Genomic DNA, 19,438 nt, shown 5'->3' with positions numbered 1-19,438 from the left:
GCGGCAAATGCGCCGACAAGGCTACCAAGCGCGACGACCGCGCCCGAACGGGTCGGGTGCGGCCGTCGCCGCCGGATCGGACCGGCGAGAATATGGGTTACCAGGAAGAAGACGCGGCACACGCGACGACCGGTGGACGATCGTCACACCTGGCCACGGGGCGGACGAATGCCCCCAGCCGGCCCCCGCCGTCACTGACCGTGAGTTCGGCCCCGCTCGGCGTGAGCCGCTCCGCTTCAGACCTTGAAGCGCTCGACGATCCGGCGCAGGTCGGCGGACATCCCGGCGAGGTGCGTCGCGGCCCGGTCGGCCTCGGCCACCCCGACCGTGGTCTGCTGCACCGACGACGCCACATCGGTGATCGTGTCGGCGACCCGGACGCCGGCCTCGGCCGCCTCGCCGACGTTGCGGCTCATCTCATTGGTGGTCACGGTCTGCTCCTCGACCGCCGAGGCGATGGTGGTCTGGAACTCGTTGATCCGGCCGATGATCTCGCTGATCTCCTCGATCGCGGCGACCGCCCCCTGGGTGTCCGCCTGGATCGCGGCGACCCGCTGGCCGATGTCCTCGGTGGCCCGGGCGGTCTCCTGGGACAGCTCCTTGACCTCGCTGGCCACCACCGCGAAACCCTTGCCCATCTCGCCGGCCCGGGCCGACTCGATGGTGGCGTTCAGCGCCAGCAGGTTGGTCTGCTCGGCGATCGCGGTGATCACCTTGATCACGTTGCCGATCTCCGCCGACGATTCGCCCAGCTTGGCCATCACCGCGCTGGTGTTCGCGGTGACCTCGACCGCCCGGTTCGCGACCTGGACGGCCTGGGTGGCGCTCTCGCTGATCTCCCGGATCGACGCGCCCATCTCCTCGGAGCCGGCCGCCACGGTCTGGATGTTCAGCGACATGGTGGCCGCCGAGTCGGCGACCGTCGCGGCCTGCCGGGCTCCCTGCTCGGCGCTGCCGGCGCTCAGCCGGCTGGTCTCGGCGAGCGCGCCGGCCTCGACCGACAGCGATTCGGAGTGCGCGGTCAGGTCGGCCACGGTCTGCCGCAGCGAGGCGGTCGCGGCCCGCAGCGAGTCGGCCATGTGGCCGAGCTCGTCGCGCTGGTGCACGCCGGGGTCGCCGGTGAGGTCGCCCGCGGCCACCTGGTCCAGCACCCCGCTGACCCGGCGCAGCGGCACGATGATCAGCCGGGCCACGAACAGCGCGCAGCTCACCCCGAGCAGCAGCGCCAGGGCCAGGGCCGCCAGCACCAGGGTGCGCGTGCGGTTGGCGGTGTCGTCGAACGCCTTGCCGTCGAGCACCCGCTGGTTGGCCGCGTCGATCTCGGCGGAGAGCAGGCCCTCGTACGTCTTGCGCAGGTCCCGGTTCGCGCCCAGGGCCAGCTCGGTGGCCGCCTTCGGCTTGGTCGCGTAGAGGGCGAACTCGTCCTCGACCGCCGTGAACCACTCGTCGGCGGCCGCCTGGATCCCGTCGACCTGCTCGGTCATCGGGCCCGCCAGGGCGCGGGCGGCGTCCAGCGAGGCGTTCACCTTCTCCTGGCGGCCGAGCGCCTCGCCGGAGAATTCGGTGTCGCCGGTGAGCAGGAAGCCGCGCTCGTCGTTGGCGGCGGCCTTGAGCGACAGCGCGGCGTCGTTCAGGCTCGTGGCGTACGGCAGCATCCGGCTGACCTCACCGTTGCGGGTGTCGGTCATGTCGCCGATGCCGGTCACGCTGAGCACACCGGTCACCACGGTTCCGGCGATCGCCACTCCGGCGACCGCGAGCACCTTGGTGGAGACCCTGCGGTCCCGGCACCACTGCCCCAGCCCACGGTTTCCGGCCATGTCCATCCCTCTCCTCGTCGGTACCCGGCCCTTCGGCACCGGCGCGGCGGGGTTGACCGCGGCAACCGAGAGTCAACCGAAGATCAACCGACGGCCTCCGCCCCCGCGCGCCGCGGACCGGACGCGGCGACCCCCGCCTCCGTCTCCACGCGGTCCGGACCGGACGCGGCGCCTCCGATCTGCGCCCCCGCGCGCCGCGCACCGGACGCGGCCACCCCCGCCTCCGTCTCCGCGGCTCGGCGCATCAGGGCGCGGCGTTCCCCCTCGGACGCGGCGATCCCGGCGGCCCGGCGGAACAGCGCGGCGGCGGTCACCGGGTCGCCGGCCCGGGCGGCCAGCTGCGCCCGGGCGGCCACCGCCGGGGCGTAGCCGGCCACCGCGTCACCGGCTCCGGCGAGCAGGTCCAGCCCGGCGGCCGGCCCGTACGCGTAGCCGTGCGCCACCGCCCGGTTGACCGCGACGACCGGCGACGGGTGGATCCGGGCGAGCTGGTCGTACCAGCCGGCCAGGGTGGACCAGTCGGTGGACGCGAAGTCCGGCGCGGTCGCGTGGCAGGCGGCGATGTGCGCCTGGATCGCGTACGCGCCGGTGACCGGGCGGCCGGCGAGCAGCCCGACCGCCTCGGCGATCGCCGCGTGATCCCAGCGGGACCGGTCCTGCCGGTCGAGGGTGACCAGCTCACCAGCGGCGTCCCGGCGGGCCGCCCGGCGCGAGTGCTGCAGCAGGCAGAGCGCGAGCAGCGCGGACACCTCCGGCTCGGCCGGCATCAGCTCGGCGAGCAGGCGGGCCAGATGGATCGCCTCGTCCGCCGCGTCCAGCTCGCCACCCGCGTCGTAACCGTGGGTGAAGAGCAGGTACAGCACGGCCAGGACGCCGGGCAGGCGCTCGGCGAGCGCCGGCCCGGACGGCGCCCGGTACGGGATCCGGGACTGCGCGATCTTGCTCTTGGCCCGGGTCAGCCGCCGGGTCATCGCCGACTCGCTGACCAGGAAGAGCCGCGCCACGTCGGCGGTCGGCACCCCCGCGACGGTCCGCAGCGTCAGGGCCACCCGGGACTCCGGCGCCAGGGCCGGGTGACAGCACGTGAAGATCAGCCGCAGCCGGTCGTCGCCCTCCGGCGCCGGCTCGGCCTCCCGCAGCAGCGCCAGGTCGCGCAGCTTGCGCCCGGCGGTGGCGGCCCGCCGCAGCTGGTCGACGGCGCGATTCCGGGCGGCCGTCATCAGCCAGCCGCCCGGGTTCGCCGGCACACCGTCGCGCGGCCACCGGCGCAGCGCCGACTCGATCGCGTCCTGCGCGCAGTCCTCGGCCAGCGACCAGTCGCCGGTCAGCCGGATCAGCGTGGCGACGATCCGCGCGTACGCGTCCCGGCTCGCCGCGGCGACGGCCCGCGCCTCAGTCGACAAAGGGTCGCAGCTCCACCCGCCCGGCCCAGGACATCGGGTGGGCACGGGCCACCTCGATGGCCTCGTCCAGGTCGGCGCACTCCAGGATGTCGAACCCCACGATCACCTCCTTGGTCTCGGCGAACGGGCCGTCGGTGAGCAGCAGCTCCCCGCCGCGGACCCGGACCGTGGTGGCCGCCGACGGCTCGGCGAGCTGGCTGCCCAGCACCCGCCGCCCGGCGGCGTCGTTACCGGCCACCCACTCCTCGATGTCCGGCGCCTGCAGCGCGGTCTCCGGCTCGCTGTCGGTGCAGACGAACATCATGTACTTCATGGTTGCCCTCTCGTCAGGTTCGTTCTCACCAGGGTGACGAACGGACGCGCCGGTTCCGGACACCCGCGCGCACAGATCCGAGCCTTTTCTCGCGCGGGTGTCCGGCACCGGCGTCGTCCGGGCGGCGGCGGACCGGGCCGGCGGTACGCTGTCGCGCTGTGCGCGTGATCTCCCGCCGGACCGGCGACGGCATCGAGGTGTTCGACGCGGACCTGGAGTCCGCCCGGGTCTTCCCGGCGCCGCCCGGGACCCGGGGCTGGGCGGTCACCTCGACCCGGGACGGCCTGGTCTGCGCCACCGACGACGCGGTGATCCGGCTCGGCCCGGACGGCCGGCAGCGGTGGCGCTTCGACGCCGGCCGGCCGGGCCCGCACCGTGGCGCCGCCCGGCTCGACGCGGCGTTCTCCGCGGACGACACCCTGGTCTGGGTGTACGCGCCGCACGTGCTGGCCGACCGCGGCGACTCGGACGAGTGGATCGTGCTGGACGCGGCCACCGGCACGCCACGCAGCCGGCGGCCGCTGCCGGTCACCGGTCACGGCGGGTCGCACTTCCCGCTGCGCGACGGGCGGATGCTGCTCGACGTCGGCGAGGGTCAGGACGGCTCGCGGGTCTTCCTGGCCGCCGCCGACGGTGACGTGCACGACTACGGATGGGGCGACCGCGTCCTGATCGACGTCTCCCCCGACCAGCGCGGGTTCATGACCGTGGAGCACCAGGAGCAGCGGGACGTGGCCTTCCACGACCTGGCCGGCGGCGCGGCACGCTTCCGGCTCGGGGTCGCGGACTTCGGCGCGGACCCGGAGCTCGCGGTGATCGAGTGGGCCGGCGGCTACCTGGACGCCGACACCGCGGTCGTCGTGGTCTACGGCGAGGACGGGGCGACCGGCGAGCCCTGGTGGCGGCATCACCGGGTGGCCGTGCACACCGGCGAGGTGCTCGGCGACCTGGGCATCGTCACGATCGACGAGAACGATCTGCGGCCGCTCGGCGATGGGACATATGTCATCTCCGACACCGACGGGACGCTGAGGCGCATGTGATCAAGAATCGAACGCGTTAAAGTGGTCTGGCCCAGCCGAGAGGCGCTGCAACGGACAACGACGTCCGCCACGCTCGGTGCGGCGTTGTTGACGTAAGGGCGCCTCCTGAGAGGGAGGAGCCCTCTTTTCATGAGCGACAAACTTCGATCCGTCAACGGTCTCGACTTCGCGATCGCGGACATCAACCTGGCCGAGGCCGGCCGGCATCAGCTGCGTCTGGCCGAGCACGAGATGCCGGGCCTGATGTCGCTGCGCGCCGAGTTCGGCGACAGCAAGCCGCTGACCGGCGCCCGGATCGCCGGCTCGCTGCACATGACCGTGCAGACCGCGGTCCTGATCGAGACGCTGGTCGCGCTCGGCGCCCAGGTGCGCTGGGTGTCCTGCAACATCTTCTCCACCCAGGACGAGGCGGCCGCCGCGGTCGTGGTCGGCCGGGACGGCACCGTCGACGCCCCCGCCGGCGTTCCGGTCTTCGCCTGGAAGGGCGAGTCGCTGGAGGAGTACTGGTGGGCCACCACCCAGCTGTTCGACTTCGGCAACGGCCTGGGCCCGAACATGATCCTGGACGACGGCGGTGACGCCACCCTGCTGGTGCACAAGGGTGTGGAGTTCGAGGCCGCCGGCGCGGTGCCGCAGACCACCGAGGCCGACAGCCACGAGTACTCGATCATCCTGGACACCCTGCGCGCCAGCCTGGCCGAGGACCCGCAGCGGTTCACCCGGATCGCGGCCGACATCCGTGGCGTGACCGAGGAGACCACCACCGGTGTGGCCCGGCTCTACAAGCTGGCCAAGGAGGGCACGCTGCTCTTCCCGGCGATCAACGTCAACGACGCGGTCACCAAGAGCAAGTTCGACAACAAGTACGGCATCCGCCACTCCCTGGTCGACGGCCTGAACCGGGCGACCGACGTGATGCTCGGCGGCAAGCTGGCCGTGGTCTGCGGTTACGGCGACGTCGGCAAGGGCGCCGCGGAGACGCTGCGCGGCCAGGGCGCCCGCGTCGTGGTGACCGAGGTCGACCCGATCTGCGCGCTGCAGGCGGCGATGGACGGCCTGCAGGTGGCCCGCCTGGAGGACGTGGTCAGCGAGGCGGACATCTTCATCACCACCACCGGCGGCACCGACATCATCCGGGTCGAGCACCTGACCGCGATGAAGCACAACGCCATCGTCGGCAACGTCGGCCACTTCGACGACGAGATCGACATGGCCGGGCTGAACCGGCTGCCGGACGTCGAGAAGATCGAGATCAAGCCGCAGGTGCACGAGTGGCGCTTCGCGGACGGCCACTCGGTGATCGTGCTCTCCGAGGGCCGGTTGATGAACCTGGGCAACGCCACCGGTCACCCCAGCTTCGTCATGTCGGCCTCGTTCACCAACCAGGTGATGGCCCAGATCGAGCTGTGGACCAAGCAGGGTGAGTACCAGAAGCAGGTCTACGTGCTGCCGAAGCACCTGGACGAGAAGGTCGCCCGCCTGCACCTGGACGCGCTCGGCGTGCGGCTCACCACGCTGACCAAGAAGCAGGCGGAGTACCTCGGCGTGGACGTCGAGGGCCCGTACAAGCCGGAGCACTACCGCTACTGAGGCACAAGGCGCCGATCATGCCCTATGTCGGGTTCCGCGCGTATAACGTGCGTGGTCCGGCATAGGGAGATCGGGGTGTTCTCCGGACATCTCGCGGTAGTCCCGGCGCAGTGGCGGCGATGACCACCGTGGCCACGGCGGCGCCACCGGCCCGCGCAACACGGGCCGGCGGCGCCGCGCCAGCCAAGCGCTGCACACGCGGGCGGCACGGCTGATCCGGGCGGAGCCGACCGACACGACGAGGCCCGGATCCGGCGGATCGCCGAGCGGTCCATGCCGGTCGTCCGCGAGCACCAGGCCGCCTCGCGGTCGGTGTCGCGGGTCCTGCGCCGGGCCGCCCGCCGCTGACCCCGCCCGGTTTTTCCCGGTCACGTCACCGACCTGCCACAACGACGTGATCGGGGGTAGCGAAGAATAGGCGAATGAGCCACGAGGAGACCCTTCTTCTCGGTCTGGGCGCCATCGCGGTCATCGTGGTGGTGCACTGGATCACCGGGAAGACCGGCCTACCCGCCGCTGTCCTGCTGACCATCGCCGGCATCACCTATGCCTACCTTCCCGGTGACAACATCGAGCTGGAACCGGACCTGATACTCACGTTCATCCTGCCGCCGCTGCTCTACAACGCGGCGCTCGACTCGTCGCTGCTCGACATCCGGCGCAACATGCGTACCGTGATCAGCCTGTCGGTGGCCCTGGTGATCGCCACCGCGGTCCTGGTCGGTCTCGGGTTCTCGCTGTTCGTGACCGGAGTGACGCTGGCCGCGGGCATCGCCCTGGGCGCCGCGGTGGCCCCGCCCGACCCGGTCGCCGCGCTGGCGGTGGGGCGCAAGGCCGGCCTGCCGACCAACCTGGTCACGCTGATCCAGGGCGAGGGCCTGCTCAACGACGCGACCGCGCTCACCATCCTGCTGGTGGCCAGCGACGTGGCCACCGGCGAGGAGCACTTCTCGGTCAAGGCCACGGTCGGCGAGTTCGTCCTGGTCGCCGCCGGCGGTGTGCTGGTCGGCTGGGCGGTCGCCTACGCCGTCCGGTTCCTGCGGGTGTTGCGCGCCGACCCGCTGTCGGCCAACGCGGTGTCGCTGGCCACCCCGCTCGCCGCGTACTCGCTGGCCGAGTGGGGGCACGTCTCCGGCGTGCTGGCGGTGGTGGTGGCCGGCCTGATCATCGGGCACGACACCCCGCGGTACGCCACCGGCGCCAGCCGCCTGCAGACCAGCGCGGTCTGGCGGCTGATCGACTTCCTGCTGGAGGGCGTGGTCTTCCTGCTGATCGGCCAGCAGATGCGGACCGTGCTGGAGGGGCTGCGCGCCTACGACACCAGCACCATCGTGATCGCGGTGAGCGTCACGCTCGGCGTGGTGCTGCTGCTGCGCCCGCTCTGGCTGGTGCTGACCCAGCTGCTGCCCCGCTCGCTGCACACCCGTCTGGGCGGCCAGGACGACGAGCAGGACCCGGAGCTGCCCGCCGGCAGGCGCCGGGAGATGTCCCTCAGCGGCCGGGAGTCCGCGGTGCTGAGCTGGGCCGGCACCCGTGGCGTGATCACGCTCGCCGCGGTCTACAGCCTTCCGGCCGACTTCCCCAACCGCAACCTGCTGGCGTTCTGCGCGTTCGCGGTGGTGCTGGTGACCCTGATCGGTCAGGGTCTCACCTTCGCGCCGCTGGTCAAATGGCTCGGCCTGCGCGCCAACCAGACCGACAAGGCGCGGCTGCGCAACGAGGCCCGCTCGGCGGCGGTCCGTGCCGCGCTCAACCGGCTCGACGACATCCAGCTCGAACAGCACGACAACATCGAGAACGAGGCGATGGAGACGATGCGCCGGCAGCTGCAGATCCGCCTCGACCGCTACCGGCACCGGCTGAACGCGCTGGAGCAGGCCGACTCGCCGGAGCCGCCCCCGTCGCCGCAGTACGAGGCCGCGCTGATGGTGCGCCAGGCGGTGATCGACGCCGAACGCGAGGAGCTGCTGCGGTGGCGGGACGCCGGCCGGCTGGACGACGAGAACCTGCGGGTGCTCAACCGCGAGCTGGACCACGAGGAACTGGTCCTGCCGCAGCGGCCGAAGAGCTGAGCCGACCGGCCGGCGGCGCGCGCCGCCGGCCGGCTCACGCGGGGATGTCCCGGCGGCGCAGGGCGGCCAGCCCGGCCACGCCGAGGGCGGCCGCGGTCAGGGTCAGCACCATCACCGGTACGGCGTGGAAGCCGGCCGCCGGCAGCTGCGGCACATGGGTGAACGGCGAGAGGTCCAGCACCCACTGGTGGAGCCCGAGCAGCCCGCCGACCAGGAGCAGCACCAGGCACAGCGCGACCGCGCCCCAGGCCACCGGGGCCAGCCGGGGCAGCACCCCGACCAGCAGCACGGTCACGCCGGCCAGCACCCACACCGCCGGCAGCTGGATCATCGTGGCGCCCAGGACCGGGGTGAGCTCGCCGTACGCCGCCCCGGCCAGCGCACCCTCGGCGAGCAGCGCCAGCGCCGGCCCGAGCAGGGCGAACAGCAGGTGGCCGGCGGCCCAGGAGGTACGTCGCACGCTGGTGGCCAGGATCAGCTCGGCGTGCCCGTTCTGCTCCTCGTCGCGCACCCGCAGGGCGGCCTGCACGGCGTAGAGCGAGACGATCACCCCGCACATCGTGGCGACGGTGGCGAAGTACGCGTCGGTGACCGGCCCCGCCCCGCCCAGCTCGCTGAACATCTCGTTGATCCCGCCACTGCCCTCGGCGAGCTGCGCCACGCTGCCGCCCACCGCGCCGAAGACCAGGCCGAGCGCCGCGAACCCGGCGGTCCAGCCGCACAGCAGCCCCCGGTGCAGCCGCCAGGCCAGGCCGAGCGGGGAGGACAGCCGCGCACCGGCGCCCGCCGGCCCGGGGCGCGACGCGAACAGGCCGGCGCCCAGGCCCCGGCCGGCGAGCAGCCGGGCGGCCGCGGTGGCGGCCGCCACCGCGGCCAGCAGCACCGGGACGGCGGGCCACCAGGCGTTCTCGCCGTACGGGAAGACGCGCTGCAGCCAGCCGATCGGGGACAGCGAGGACAGCCAGGAGAGCCGACCGTCACCGAGCGCGGCGATGTCCCCGCCCAGCCGCAGCACGTACGCCACGCCGAGCACCAGCACCGCGACCGCCCGGGCGCCCCGGGCGCTGCCGGTCAGCTGCGCGGCGATCGCCGCCACGCCGGCGAAGAACCAGCCGTTGAGGGTGAACACCACGCCGAGCGCCACCGATCCGCCGCCCGGCAGCCCCGTGGCGATCATCGAGCCGGCCACCACCAGGCCCAGCGCCACGCAGGCCAGCGCGGTGGCCAGCAGCGCGGCGACCAGCGGGGCGTACCGGCCGACGGCGGTGGCCCGGATCAGCTCGGTGCGCCCGGCCTCCTCGTCGGCCCGGGTGTGCCGGATCACGGTGAGCAGAGCCATCAGCGCCACCATCACCGGGATGAAGCCGGCCCGCCAGACCACCAGCTCGCCGAGACTGTCGCCGTGCAGCGGGCCGTAGAGCCCGACGAAGCCCGCGCTGGACGCGCTGACCCGGGCGTACTGCACGCGCTCGGCGTCGGTGGCGAAGATCGAGTCGAAGCCGGCCACGGACAGCGCCGGCATGACGCCCAGCCCGAACACCCAGATCGGCAGCACCACCCGGTCGCGGCGCAGGACGAGCCACAGCAGGCGGCCGGCGCCGGTCATCGCCCGCTCCGGGCGTAGTGCCGCAGGAACAGCTCCTCCAGCGAGGGCGGCTGGCTCACCAGGCTGCGCACCCCGGCGGCCAGCAGCGACCTCAGCGCCGGCTCCAGCGCGTCGGCGTCCACGTCGAAGGCCACTCGGCCGTCCGCGGTGGCCAGGTCGTGTACTCCGGAGATGCCGGCCAGCCCGTCGACCGGGCCGGTCAGCTCGGCGCGGATCGTGGTCCGGGTCAGGTGGCGCAGGTCGTCGAGCGTGCCGGTCTCCACCGCCCGGCCGTCGCGGATGATCGTCAACCGGTCGCAGAGCGCCTCGACTTCGGCCAGGATGTGGCTGGACAGCAGCACGGTACGGTCGCCGCGGCGCTTCTCCTGCAGGATCACGTCCCGGAACGCCGCCTCCATCAGCGGGTCCAGCCCGGAGGTGGGCTCGTCCAGCAGGAGCAGCTCGACGTCGGAGGCGAGCGCGGCGATCAGCGCCACCTTCTGCCGGTTGCCCTTGGAGTACGTCCGCCCCTTCTTGCGCGGGTCGAGCTGGAACCGGTCGATCAGGTCATCCCGCCGTCGCCGGTCCAGGCCGCCGCGCAACCGCCCGAGCAGGTCGATCACCTCACCCCCGGTGAGGTTCGGCCAGAAGGTGACGTCGCCCGGCACGTACGCCAGGCGTTGGTGCAGTGGTGTCGCGTCGGCCCACGGGTCGCCTCCGAGCAGCCGCACCCGCCCGCCGTCGCTGCGGGTCAGACCGAGCAGGATGCGGATCGTGGTGGTCTTGCCGGCCCCGTTCGGGCCGAGGAACCCGTGCACCTCGCCGGTCCGTACCCGCAGGTCGAGCCCGTCCAGGGCGGTGACCTTGCCGAACCGCTTGAGCAGACCCGTGGCGTCGATGGCCTCGGTCATGGCAGCTCCCCTTCGTGGAGTGCGAGCCGATCCAGCGCCTTCCTGGCCTGGTCGGCCTGTTCCGGGGTGAGCAGCGGCTGGCTGAAGATCTCCACCGAGGCGCGGACCATGCGCAGCCAGCCCGGCATCACGCTGACGTCCTCGCCGAGGACGTCGGTGAGCTGGTCACGCATCAGGAACATGCCCATCTTCATGGCGGCGACGACCGCGACGAAGGCGTGCGGGTCGGTGCTGTCGATCCCGGCCTTCTCCAGCCAGACCTGACCTCGCTCGATGGACTGCGCGAACATCGCCCGCCCGGTCGGCGAGCCGTCCATCAGCGAGCGCACCAGGTAGCTCTGCAGGCTCATCATGTCCGGCGGGAGCGCGCCGAGCAGCTGGGTCTCGGCGAACCGCAGCTGCACCTCGGCGACCCGGTTGAGCACCCACTCGTCGCAGGCGTCGCGCAGCCCCTCCTTGGATCCGAAGTGGTGCCGCAGCAGGCCGGAGGAGACGCCGGCGGCCTGCGCGATGTCCCGGATCGTCGCGCCGGCGATGCCGCGCTCGGCGAAGAGGGCGATGGCGGCGTCCCGGATGCGGGCCCGCGCGGTCAGGTCGCTGGTACTACTCACGCGTATAGGCTACTACACAATTGAGTAGCCGCGACCGGTGGCGACGCGCTCCGCCGCGTCGCCACCCTGTGGATAACTGGCCCGAACCTGTGCACAACGTTGTGGATAAAGATGGCGCGACGCCTGACGGTCCGCACACGCGGCGAAGGCCGCCGGTCGCGCTTGTCGGGCGCGACCGGCGGCCTTCGGCCTGTCCGGGGTTGATCAGTTGAAGCTGACCAGGTACGACGGTACGGTCGCCGTCCCCTGCGCCGGCCCGCCGGTGTTGTTGACGACGTGGTCGATCACGCCGTTGCCGCCCAGCGACACGGTCAGCAGGTTGTGCAGCTTGACGCCGGAGTTCACCGGCACCTCGAAGCCGCGGTCCGAGTGGATGGTCGGGTCCACGTTGAAGTAGCAGTAGCTGCCCAGTGCCCACGCCTCGTGGTCGGTCACCGCATCGGCCACCTTGTACGCCGCGTACCCCTTGGCCCCGCTGCGCCAGGCCGCCTGCGACGGCGGGTCGTACGGCTGCTCGTTCTGCAGGAAGTAGGTCCGGCCGCCGTTGCCGTTCCAGATCACCTCGTACTTCTGGTAGTGCTCGACGAACAGCCCGTACGCCGTCACGTTCTGCCCGTTGACGATCAGGCCGGTGTCGGCCGTGTTGACGGTCCAGCCGTAGGTGCCGGCGTTGCCGTGGTCGGCCCGCCACGCCCAGATGTGGTCGATGATCGTGTTGTTGCTGTTCACCAGCAGGCTGTTGGTGGCCTTGCCGGCGATCGAGCCGCCGATCCGGAAGAACACGTCCTGCACCGTGATCGGGTTCGCGGCGTGGTTCGCCGACGACCCGTTCGGGCCGATCACCAGGAGATTCGCCGAATTGGTGGTGCCCGCGTCGAAGAGCAGGCCGGCGATCTTCACACCGTCCACGTCGGCCACCTGCATCGGGGTGACGCCGTTGTCCGGGATGATGGTCGCGTAGCCGAGGCCCATCACCACGGTGTTCGCCCGGGTCACGTTGATCGTCTGGTTCACGTGGTACACGCCCGGCTGGAAGATCAGGTTGAGGCCCTGGGCCAGCGCCTGGTTGATCGTCGCCGCGGAGTCACCCGGCTTGGCCACGTAGAACTGCGAGAGCGGGATGCTGGTGCCCGGCGTGTTGCCGTTCGCCCAGCTCACCCCGGCCGAGTTGGTCTGCAGGTTCGGGACGAAGACCGCGTAGTTGCCGCCGTTGAGGTACAGGTACGGCTTCTCCCGGATCACCGGGGTCTGCCCGATCGTGGTGTACGGCGGGTTGGGGAAGCTGCTCGCCGGAGCACCCTGCACACCCACGAAGGTCTGGTTCCAGACCGCGTTGGTGTTGGAGCCGATCTGGCTGTTGCGGGTGAACCACTGCTGCTGCGAGTACTGCCCCTCGGAGCCGCTGATCCGCGAGTCGGCGATGTAGCCGCCGGACGCCCAGCCGTAGCCGTTCGGCGCCAGGTTGAGGTCGCCGTGCACGTCCATCCGGCGGAACGGCGCGGCCTGCGACACGGCCCAGCGGTTGGCGCCACTGACCGGGTAGAGCGAGATGTTCTCCACCGAGCGCCAGAAGTTCTGGGTGGCGTTGCCCTGGAACCAGCCGGCGTCCACGGTGATGTCGCCGTTGATCCGGACGTCCTGCGGGTTCTGCCCGAGACCGATCACTGAGGTGTTGAAGCCGACCTGGATGTTCAGCCCGTTGTAGGTGCCGGGCTTGAACGCCAGCAGGTTGCGCTGGGTGCCGAACTGGTTCGTCTCCTGCTGCTTGAAGATCGCGTCGGCCTGGGCCTGGATGGTCGCGCTCGACATGCTCGGGTCGAAGACGGTCACCTGCGGGCCGAGGCTGCCCCCACCGGGCAGGGTCGGCCCGGTCGGCGGAGTGGTCGGCGTGGTGGAGCCACCGTAGACCTTGAACTCGAACAGCGAGTAGCCGTAGCCGGTGGTCCGCTGGGTGCCGTACATGCGGACGTACCGGCCGGTGCCGTTGACGGTCAGGCTCTGGTTGCCGCCGGTGGACGTCGTGGTCGAGTAGATCGAGGTCCACGACGAGGCATTGTCCGAGACCTGGATCTGGAACGCCTTCGCCGCCGCGCTCTCCCAGTTCAGCTCGACCCGGCTGATGGCGTTCGAGCTGCCCAGGTCGACCTGCAACCACTGCGGGTCGGAGAAGGCGGACGACCAGCGGGTGGCGAGGTTGCCGTCGACGGCCTCGGCCGCGCTGTAGGCGCCCGCCGCCTCGGTGGAGGAGGCCGTCGCGGGTTTGCCCTGGGACAGCAGGGTCTCGGCGGCGGCCGCGCCGGTCATCGTTATCGCGGCATATCCGGCGACGACCGTGGCCGTGACGCCGACGATCGTGCCGCTCCGCCAGCGGGAGCGTCTCATGGGGGTCTCCTAGGTGGACGGGAGGAGGGGGATCGGATGGAGTGGGAGAGCGCTCACCCGGATCCCGACGCTAAGAGTTGTTGCCGATCGATGTCCAGAATGTTGCGAGGTTCCGGAACCGGTACCGCCATCCCGGAAGATCACCCCGCCCGACCCGTCACCGTGGCGTCATCGCAGCTCAGGCCGTTTGGCTCGGGGAGCATGACGAGAATTCACGGTGGTGATAACAGCTCTTCCGGAACCGGTTACGCTGACTCTCGCCACAACACCCATAACGTACGAACATGGATCTACACCGCAGGTGACCATCTGGCCCGCCGCACGGCGCCTCCACCCACCGCCCGTTCCGGGCCCGGAAACGCGGAACCCGCCGTGCCCCTTGCCGGGGCGACGGCGGGTTCCGGTCGTCGCGGGATCAGCCCAGGTCGACGCTCGGGTACAGCGGGAACGGCGCGAGCAGTTCCGACGCCTGCTTGGACACCCGGTCGGCCAGCGCCGCGTCCAGCGTGAACTTCGCCTTCGAGTCGGCGGCCGGCGTGGTCCCGGCCAGCACCGTGTGAATCAGCTCGGCGATCTGGTCCATCTCCGCGACGCCCAGGCCACGGCTGGTCAGCGCCGGGGTGCCGATCCGGATGCCGGACGTGTACCACGCGCCGTTCGGGTCCGACGGGATCGCGTTGCGGTTGGTGACGATGCCGCTGTCCAGCAGCGCCTGCTCGGCCTGGCGGCCGGTCAGCCCGAACGGGTGCACGTCGATCAGCACCAGGTGGTTCTCGGTGCCTCCGGAGACCAGCTGCACACCGCGCTTGAGCAGGCCCTCGGCCAGCGCCTGGCTGTTGGTCACGATCTGCTGCGCGTACGTCGCGAACTCGGGCCGGCGGGCCTCGGCGAACGCGATCGCCTTGGCCGCCATCACGTGCGGCAGCGGGCCACCGAGCACCATCGGGCAGCCGCGGTCCACCTGTGCGGACAGCTCCGGCTGGCAGAACACGGCGCCACCGCGCGGGCCACGCAGGCTCTTGTGCGTGGTGGTGGTGACGATGTGCGCGTGCGGGATCGGGTTGAAGTCACCGGTGAAGACGCCACCGGCGACCAGCCCGGCGAAGTGCGCCATGTCCACCATGAAGGTGGCGCCCACCTCGTCGGCGATCTCGCGCATCTTCGCGAAGTTCACCTTCCGCGGGTACGCCGAGTACCCACCGACGATGACCGCCGGCTTGAACTCCCGGGCCGACTCCAGCAGCGCCTTGTAGTCGATCTGGCCGGTGGCCGGGTCGACGCCGTAGCTGCGCTGGTCGAACATCTTGCCGGAGATGTTCGGCCGGAAACCGTGGGTGAGGTGGCCGCCGGCGTCCAGCGACATGCCGAGCAGCCGCTGGTTGCCGAACGCCTGACGCAGCTCGGCCCACTCGGCGTCGGTCAGGTCGTTGATCTGCCGCTTCTCGAACTTCTTCAGGTACGGCACCTCGACGCGGTCGGCCAGGATCGCCCAGAAGGCCACCAGGTTCGCGTCGATCCCGGAGTGCGGCTGAACGTACGCATACGGCGCGTCGAACAGCGCCTTGGCGTGCTCGACGGCGACCGACTCGACGGTGTCGACGTTCTGGCAGCCGGCGTAGAAACGACGGCCGATGGTGCCCTCGGCATACTTGTCGGACAGCCAGTTACCCATGGCGAGCAGGACAGCCGGAGAAGCGTAGTTCTCACTCGCGATCAGCTTCAGCGACTCGCGCTGGTCGGTCAGCTCCTTCGCGATCGCGTCGGCGATGCGCGGATCGACGGAACGGACCACCTCGAGGGCGGAACGGAAAGCGGTGGACTCGGCATTCAGCTCAGTCATGGGACCTCCCTATCACGTCGTGAAGAGGCCCAGGCGCACGGCAGGTCGTCACAGATGACGGAGCCGCTCCCCGATGGTTACCCATCCGAACGCGCCAGTCACGGCCCACCCGAAGCATACCGCCTCGGCGCCGGTGCCTCAGCGAGGTGCGGGCCCGCCCCGGGCCTCCGGTGGCCCGGCCGAGACCGGAGTCACAAGCCGCACCCCGGTACCGCCGGTCCCGGACACAGGCTCGCCGGTCCGTGGAAACGAAGAAAGGCCCACCCCGTCCGGGGTGGGCCTTTCTCAACGTTAAGTCCGGCGGCGTCCTACTCTCCCACACCCTCCCGAGTGCAGTACCATCGGCGCTGGAGGGCTTAGCTACCGGGTTCGGAATGTAACCGGGCGTTTCCCCTCCGCTATGACCACCGAAACAGCCATCAGCGAAACCACAACCAGCAACCCACACACCACAAACAGCAGCATGGGATGGTTGTTCGTTTGCTGTGAATCACACAGTGGACGCTAAGCATAAAGTATAGAGTGGTTAAGCCCTCGGCCTATTAGTACCGGTCAACTCAACACGTTACCGTGCTTACATCTCCGGCCTATCAACCCAGTCGTCTAGCTGGGAGCCTTACCCACTCAAAGGTGGTGGGATACCTCATCTCGAAGCGAGCTTCCCGCTTAGATGCTTTCAGCGGTTATCCCTTCCGAACGTAGCCAACCAGCCATGCTCCTGGCGGAACAACTGGCACACCAGAGGTTCGTCCGTCCCGGTCCTCTCGTACTAGGGACAGCCCTTCTCAAGTATCCAACGCGCACGGCGGATAGGGACCGAACTGTCTCACGACGTTCTAAACCCAGCTCGCGTACCGCTTTAATGGGCGAACAGCCCAACCCTTGGGACCTGCTACAGCCCCAGGATGCGACGAGCCGACATCGAGGTGCCAAACCATCCCGTCGATATGGACTCTTGGGGAAGATCAGCCTGTTATCCCCGGGGTACCTTTTATCCGTTGAGCGACACCGCTTCCACACGCAAGTGCCGGATCACTAGTCCCGACTTTCGTCCCTGCTCGACCCGTCAGTCTCACAGTCAAGCTCCCTTATGCACTTACACTCAACACCTGATTGCCAACCAGGCTGAGGGAACCTTTGGGCGCCTCCGTTACCCTTTAGGAGGCAACCGCCCCAGTTAAACTACCCACCAGACACTGTCCCTCGACCCGATCAGGGCCGCAAGTTAGATACCCAAACCCAACAGAGTGGTATTTCAACAACGCCTCCACCCGAACTGGCGTCCGAGCTTCACCGGCTCCCACCTATCCTACACAATCGAATTCAGATACCAATGTCAAGCTATAGTAAAGGTCCCGGGGTCTTTCCGTCCTGCCGCGCGTAACGAGCATCTTTACTCGTACTGCAATTTCGCCGGGCCTGTGGTTGAGACAGTGGGGAAGTCGTTACGCCATTCGTGCAGGTCGGAACTTACCCGACAAGGAATTTCGCTACCTTAGGATGGTTATAGTTACCACCGCCGTTTACTGGCGCTTAAGTTCTCCGCTTCGCCCCAAAGAGCTAACAGGTCCCCTTAACGTTCCAGCACCGGGCAGGCGTCAGTCCATATACATCGTCTTACGACTTGGCATGGACCTGTGTTTTTAGTAAACAGTCGCTTCCCCCTGCTCTCTGCGGCCATACCACGCTCCACCCGCAAGGGGCTTCACGCGTCCGGCCCCCCTTCTCCCTAAGTTACGGGGGCAATTTGCCGAGTTCCTTAACCACAGTTCACCCGTCGCCTCGGTATTCTCTACCTGACCACCTGTGTCGGTTTCGGGTACGGGCCGCTCGGAACATCGCTAGAGGCTTTTCTCGGCAGCATAGGATCACTGACTTCACCAGAACGGCTCGGCATCACGTCTCAGCCTCATGTGTCACGGATTTGCCTATGACACGGCCTACACGCTTACCCCGGCACAACCACCGGCCGGGATCAGCTACCTTCCTGCGTCACCCCATCACTAAACTACTACCCAGAAGGGTCCTGGCCTCCACGCCCTTGGTCCGAAGACCGCAGACGCTTCAGGCAGTTAGCATCCCGAGGTTCATCTTGGGCGTTCCTTTGCGGGTACGGGAATATCAACCCGTTATCCATCGACTACGCCTCTCGGCCTCGCCTTAGGCCCCGACTCACCCAGGGCGGATTAGCCTGGCCCTGGAACCCTTGGTCATCCGGCGGAAGGGGTTCTCACCCTTCATTCGCTACTCATGCCTGCATTCTCACTCGTGTAGCGTCCACGACTGGATCACTCCGCCGCTTCACCCGCAACACGACGCTCCCCTACCCATCAACGCGCCTGGATAGAATCCCGAAGAACTCTACCGAGCAATGCGTCAATGCCACAGCTTCGGCGGTGTGCTTGAGCCCCGCTACATTGTCGGCGCGGAACCACTTGACCAGTGAGCTATTACGCACTCTTTAAAGGGTGGCTGCTTCTAAGCCAACCTCCTGGTTGTCCATGCGATCCCACATCCTTTTCCACTTAGCACACGCTTAGGGGCCTTAGCTGGCGATCTGGGCTGTTTCCCTCTCGACTACGAAGCTTATCCCCCGCAGTCTCACTGCCGCGCTCTCACTTACCGGCATTCGGAGTTTGGCTGATTTCAGTAAGCTTGTAGGCCCCCTAGACCATCCAGTGCTCTACCTCCGGCAAGAAACACACGACGCTGCACCTAAATGCATTTCGGGGAGAACCAGCTATCACGGAGTTTGATTGGCCTTTCACCCCTAACCACAGGTCATCCCCCAACTTTTCAACGTTGGTGGGTTCGGTCCTCCACGCAGTCTTACCCACGCTTCAACCTGCCCATGGCTAGATCACCCCGCTTCGGGTCTAGAACATGCGACTAAAACGCCCTATTCAGACTCGCTTTCGCTACGGCTACCCCACACGGGTTAACCTCGCCACATGCCACTAACTCGCAGGCTCATTCTTCAAAAGGCACGCCATCACCCCGAAAGGCTCTGACGGATTGTAGGCGAACGGTTTCAGGTACTATTTCACTCCCCTCCCGGGGTACTTTTCACCATTCCCTCACGGTACTAGTCCGCTATCGGTCACCAGGAAGTATTCAGCCTTACCAGGTGGTCCTGGCAAATTCACAGCAGATTCTAGGAGTCCGCTGCTACTCGGGAACACCACAAGGAGGTCATACACTTTCGTCTACCGGGCTCTCACCGTCTACGGCCGACTTTCCCACGTCGTTCGACTAGCATAAGACTTTGTAACTCCTCGAACGCATGTCAGTACGTTCCAGCAGGTCCCACGACCCCCCACGTGCAACCCCTGACAGGTATCACACACGCAAGGTTTAGGCTACATCCGCTTTCGCTCGCCACTACTCACGGAATCACGGTTGTTTTCTCTTCCTACGGGTACTGAGATGTTTCACTTCCCCGCGTTCCCCTCACACACCCTATGAATTCAGGCATGGATGACACGACATGACTCGTGCCAGGTTTCCCCATTCGGACACCCTGGGATCACAGCTAGGTTGACAGCTCCCCCAGGCCTATCGCGGCCTCCCACGTCCTTCATCGGCTCCTGGTGCCAAGGCATCCACCGTTCGCCCTTGACAACTTAACCACAGAAAACAAGATGCTCGCGTCCACTGTGCAATTCTCAACCAACGACCAACCCACAACCACCACGATCAACCACCAGCACTGTCAAAACAGCCGGTATGGAAGACCAGGTCGTGCCTGGCATTGAAGACCAACCCCGAACCTCAGTCCGGACACCGGCACCGCCGGCATGGTTGTTCTTTCAGATACCCAACAGGGTGCTTACCGCCAGACTCCAGCCGCACCGACCCGCGTTCCACG

At 68.8% G+C, this 19,438-nt stretch carries 11 protein-coding genes, 2 rRNA genes and 1 riboswitch; of the genes, 3 read left to right on the top strand and 10 right to left on the bottom strand.

Going from position 1 to position 19,438, the window contains the following annotated elements; translation table 11 throughout:
- Nucleotides 1-236: 236 nt before the first annotated feature.
- From ACTEI_RS02205 to ACTEI_RS02195, 3 genes are all read right to left on the bottom strand, one after another.
- Complete coding sequence (locus tag ACTEI_RS02205) at nucleotides 237-1,820, bottom strand: methyl-accepting chemotaxis protein (protein WP_164465814.1); 1,584 nt, start codon at nucleotides 1,818-1,820, stop codon at nucleotides 237-239.
- An 83-nt stretch (nucleotides 1,821-1,903) separates the two neighbouring features.
- Nucleotides 1,904-3,223, bottom strand: coding sequence for an RNA polymerase sigma factor (locus ACTEI_RS02200; RefSeq protein ID WP_122976102.1), 1,320 nt, complete (start codon nucleotides 3,221-3,223; stop codon nucleotides 1,904-1,906).
- The gene (locus ACTEI_RS02195) at nucleotides 3,213-3,536 is read right to left on the bottom strand and encodes a YciI family protein (protein WP_122976101.1); all 324 of its coding nucleotides are present in this window, start codon (nucleotides 3,534-3,536) and stop codon (nucleotides 3,213-3,215) included. Before ACTEI_RS02195 ends, ACTEI_RS02200 begins: the two co-directional genes overlap by 11 nt.
- Before the next feature lie 158 nt (nucleotides 3,537-3,694).
- Here ACTEI_RS02195 and ACTEI_RS36660 point away from each other — a divergent pair, with 158 nt between their 5' ends.
- From ACTEI_RS36660 to ACTEI_RS02180, 3 genes are all read left to right on the top strand, one after another.
- Nucleotides 3,695-4,579, top strand: a complete 885-nt coding sequence (locus tag ACTEI_RS36660; RefSeq protein WP_164465813.1) for a hypothetical protein — start codon at nucleotides 3,695-3,697, stop codon at nucleotides 4,577-4,579.
- A 129-nt stretch (nucleotides 4,580-4,708) separates the two neighbouring features.
- The gene (gene ahcY / locus ACTEI_RS02185) at nucleotides 4,709-6,169 is read left to right on the top strand and encodes an adenosylhomocysteinase (RefSeq protein WP_122976100.1); all 1,461 of its coding nucleotides are present in this window, start codon (nucleotides 4,709-4,711) and stop codon (nucleotides 6,167-6,169) included.
- Nucleotides 6,170-6,591: 422 nt separating this feature from the next.
- Nucleotides 6,592-8,241 (top strand): Na+/H+ antiporter, encoded by a 1,650-nt coding sequence (locus tag ACTEI_RS02180; protein ID WP_122976099.1) that lies wholly within the window; start codon nucleotides 6,592-6,594, stop codon nucleotides 8,239-8,241.
- A gap of 34 nt (nucleotides 8,242-8,275) precedes the next feature.
- Here ACTEI_RS02180 and ACTEI_RS02175 read toward each other — a convergent pair whose 3' ends face one another.
- The 7 genes from ACTEI_RS02175 to ACTEI_RS02145 form a co-directional block, all read right to left on the bottom strand.
- Nucleotides 8,276-9,847: an ABC transporter permease gene (locus tag ACTEI_RS02175; protein ID WP_122976098.1), complete on the bottom strand. Its 1,572-nt coding sequence runs from the start codon at nucleotides 9,845-9,847 to the stop codon at nucleotides 8,276-8,278.
- Nucleotides 9,844-10,737 (bottom strand): ABC transporter ATP-binding protein, encoded by an 894-nt coding sequence (locus tag ACTEI_RS02170; protein ID WP_122976097.1) that lies wholly within the window; start codon nucleotides 10,735-10,737, stop codon nucleotides 9,844-9,846. Before ACTEI_RS02170 ends, ACTEI_RS02175 begins: the two co-directional genes overlap by 4 nt.
- Nucleotides 10,734-11,348 (bottom strand): TetR/AcrR family transcriptional regulator, encoded by a 615-nt coding sequence (locus ACTEI_RS02165; RefSeq protein ID WP_122976096.1) that lies wholly within the window; start codon nucleotides 11,346-11,348, stop codon nucleotides 10,734-10,736. Before ACTEI_RS02165 ends, ACTEI_RS02170 begins: the two co-directional genes overlap by 4 nt.
- A 204-nt stretch (nucleotides 11,349-11,552) precedes the next feature.
- Nucleotides 11,553-13,730 (bottom strand): discoidin domain-containing protein, encoded by a 2,178-nt coding sequence (locus ACTEI_RS02160; protein ID WP_122976095.1) that lies wholly within the window; start codon nucleotides 13,728-13,730, stop codon nucleotides 11,553-11,555.
- Nucleotides 13,731-14,145: 415 nt separating this feature from the next.
- A complete protein-coding gene (locus ACTEI_RS02155) occupies nucleotides 14,146-15,570 on the bottom strand; it encodes a glycine hydroxymethyltransferase (RefSeq protein ID WP_122976094.1) in 1,425 nt (474 codons plus the stop codon).
- Nucleotides 15,571-15,590: 20 nt separating this feature from the next.
- A riboswitch (ZMP/ZTP riboswitch) is annotated at nucleotides 15,591-15,682 on the bottom strand.
- 183 nt (nucleotides 15,683-15,865) lie between these two features.
- Nucleotides 15,866-15,982 (bottom strand): 5S ribosomal RNA (gene rrf / locus ACTEI_RS02150).
- A 110-nt stretch (nucleotides 15,983-16,092) separates the two neighbouring features.
- Nucleotides 16,093-19,199 (bottom strand): 23S ribosomal RNA (locus ACTEI_RS02145).
- Between the last annotated feature and the right edge of the window lie 239 nt (nucleotides 19,200-19,438).

Source organism: Actinoplanes teichomyceticus ATCC 31121 (assembly GCF_003711105.1).
GTDB classification, from domain to species: Bacteria; Actinomycetota; Actinomycetes; order Mycobacteriales; family Micromonosporaceae; genus Actinoplanes; species Actinoplanes teichomyceticus.
Note: the sequence above shows the minus strand (reverse complement) of the source record. Positions and strands in the feature narration are given on the sequence as shown.

Excerpts from the sequence above, each read along its gene's own strand:
- ACTEI_RS02205 (WP_164465814.1), bottom strand. The coding sequence starts at position 1,820 with ATGGCCGGAAACCGTGGGCTGGGGCAGTGGTGCCGGGACCGCAGGGTC.
- ACTEI_RS02195 (WP_122976101.1), bottom strand. The coding sequence starts at position 3,536 with ATGAAGTACATGATGTTCGTCTGCACCGACAGCGAGCCGGAGACCGCG.
- ahcY (WP_122976100.1), top strand. The coding sequence starts at position 4,709 with ATGAGCGACAAACTTCGATCCGTCAACGGTCTCGACTTCGCGATCGCG.
- ACTEI_RS02180 (WP_122976099.1), top strand. The coding sequence starts at position 6,592 with ATGAGCCACGAGGAGACCCTTCTTCTCGGTCTGGGCGCCATCGCGGTC.
- ACTEI_RS02175 (WP_122976098.1), bottom strand. The coding sequence starts at position 9,847 with ATGACCGGCGCCGGCCGCCTGCTGTGGCTCGTCCTGCGCCGCGACCGG.
- ACTEI_RS02170 (WP_122976097.1), bottom strand. The coding sequence starts at position 10,737 with ATGACCGAGGCCATCGACGCCACGGGTCTGCTCAAGCGGTTCGGCAAG.
- ACTEI_RS02160 (WP_122976095.1), bottom strand. The coding sequence starts at position 13,730 with ATGAGACGCTCCCGCTGGCGGAGCGGCACGATCGTCGGCGTCACGGCC.
- ACTEI_RS02155 (WP_122976094.1), bottom strand. The coding sequence starts at position 15,570 with ATGACTGAGCTGAATGCCGAGTCCACCGCTTTCCGTTCCGCCCTCGAG.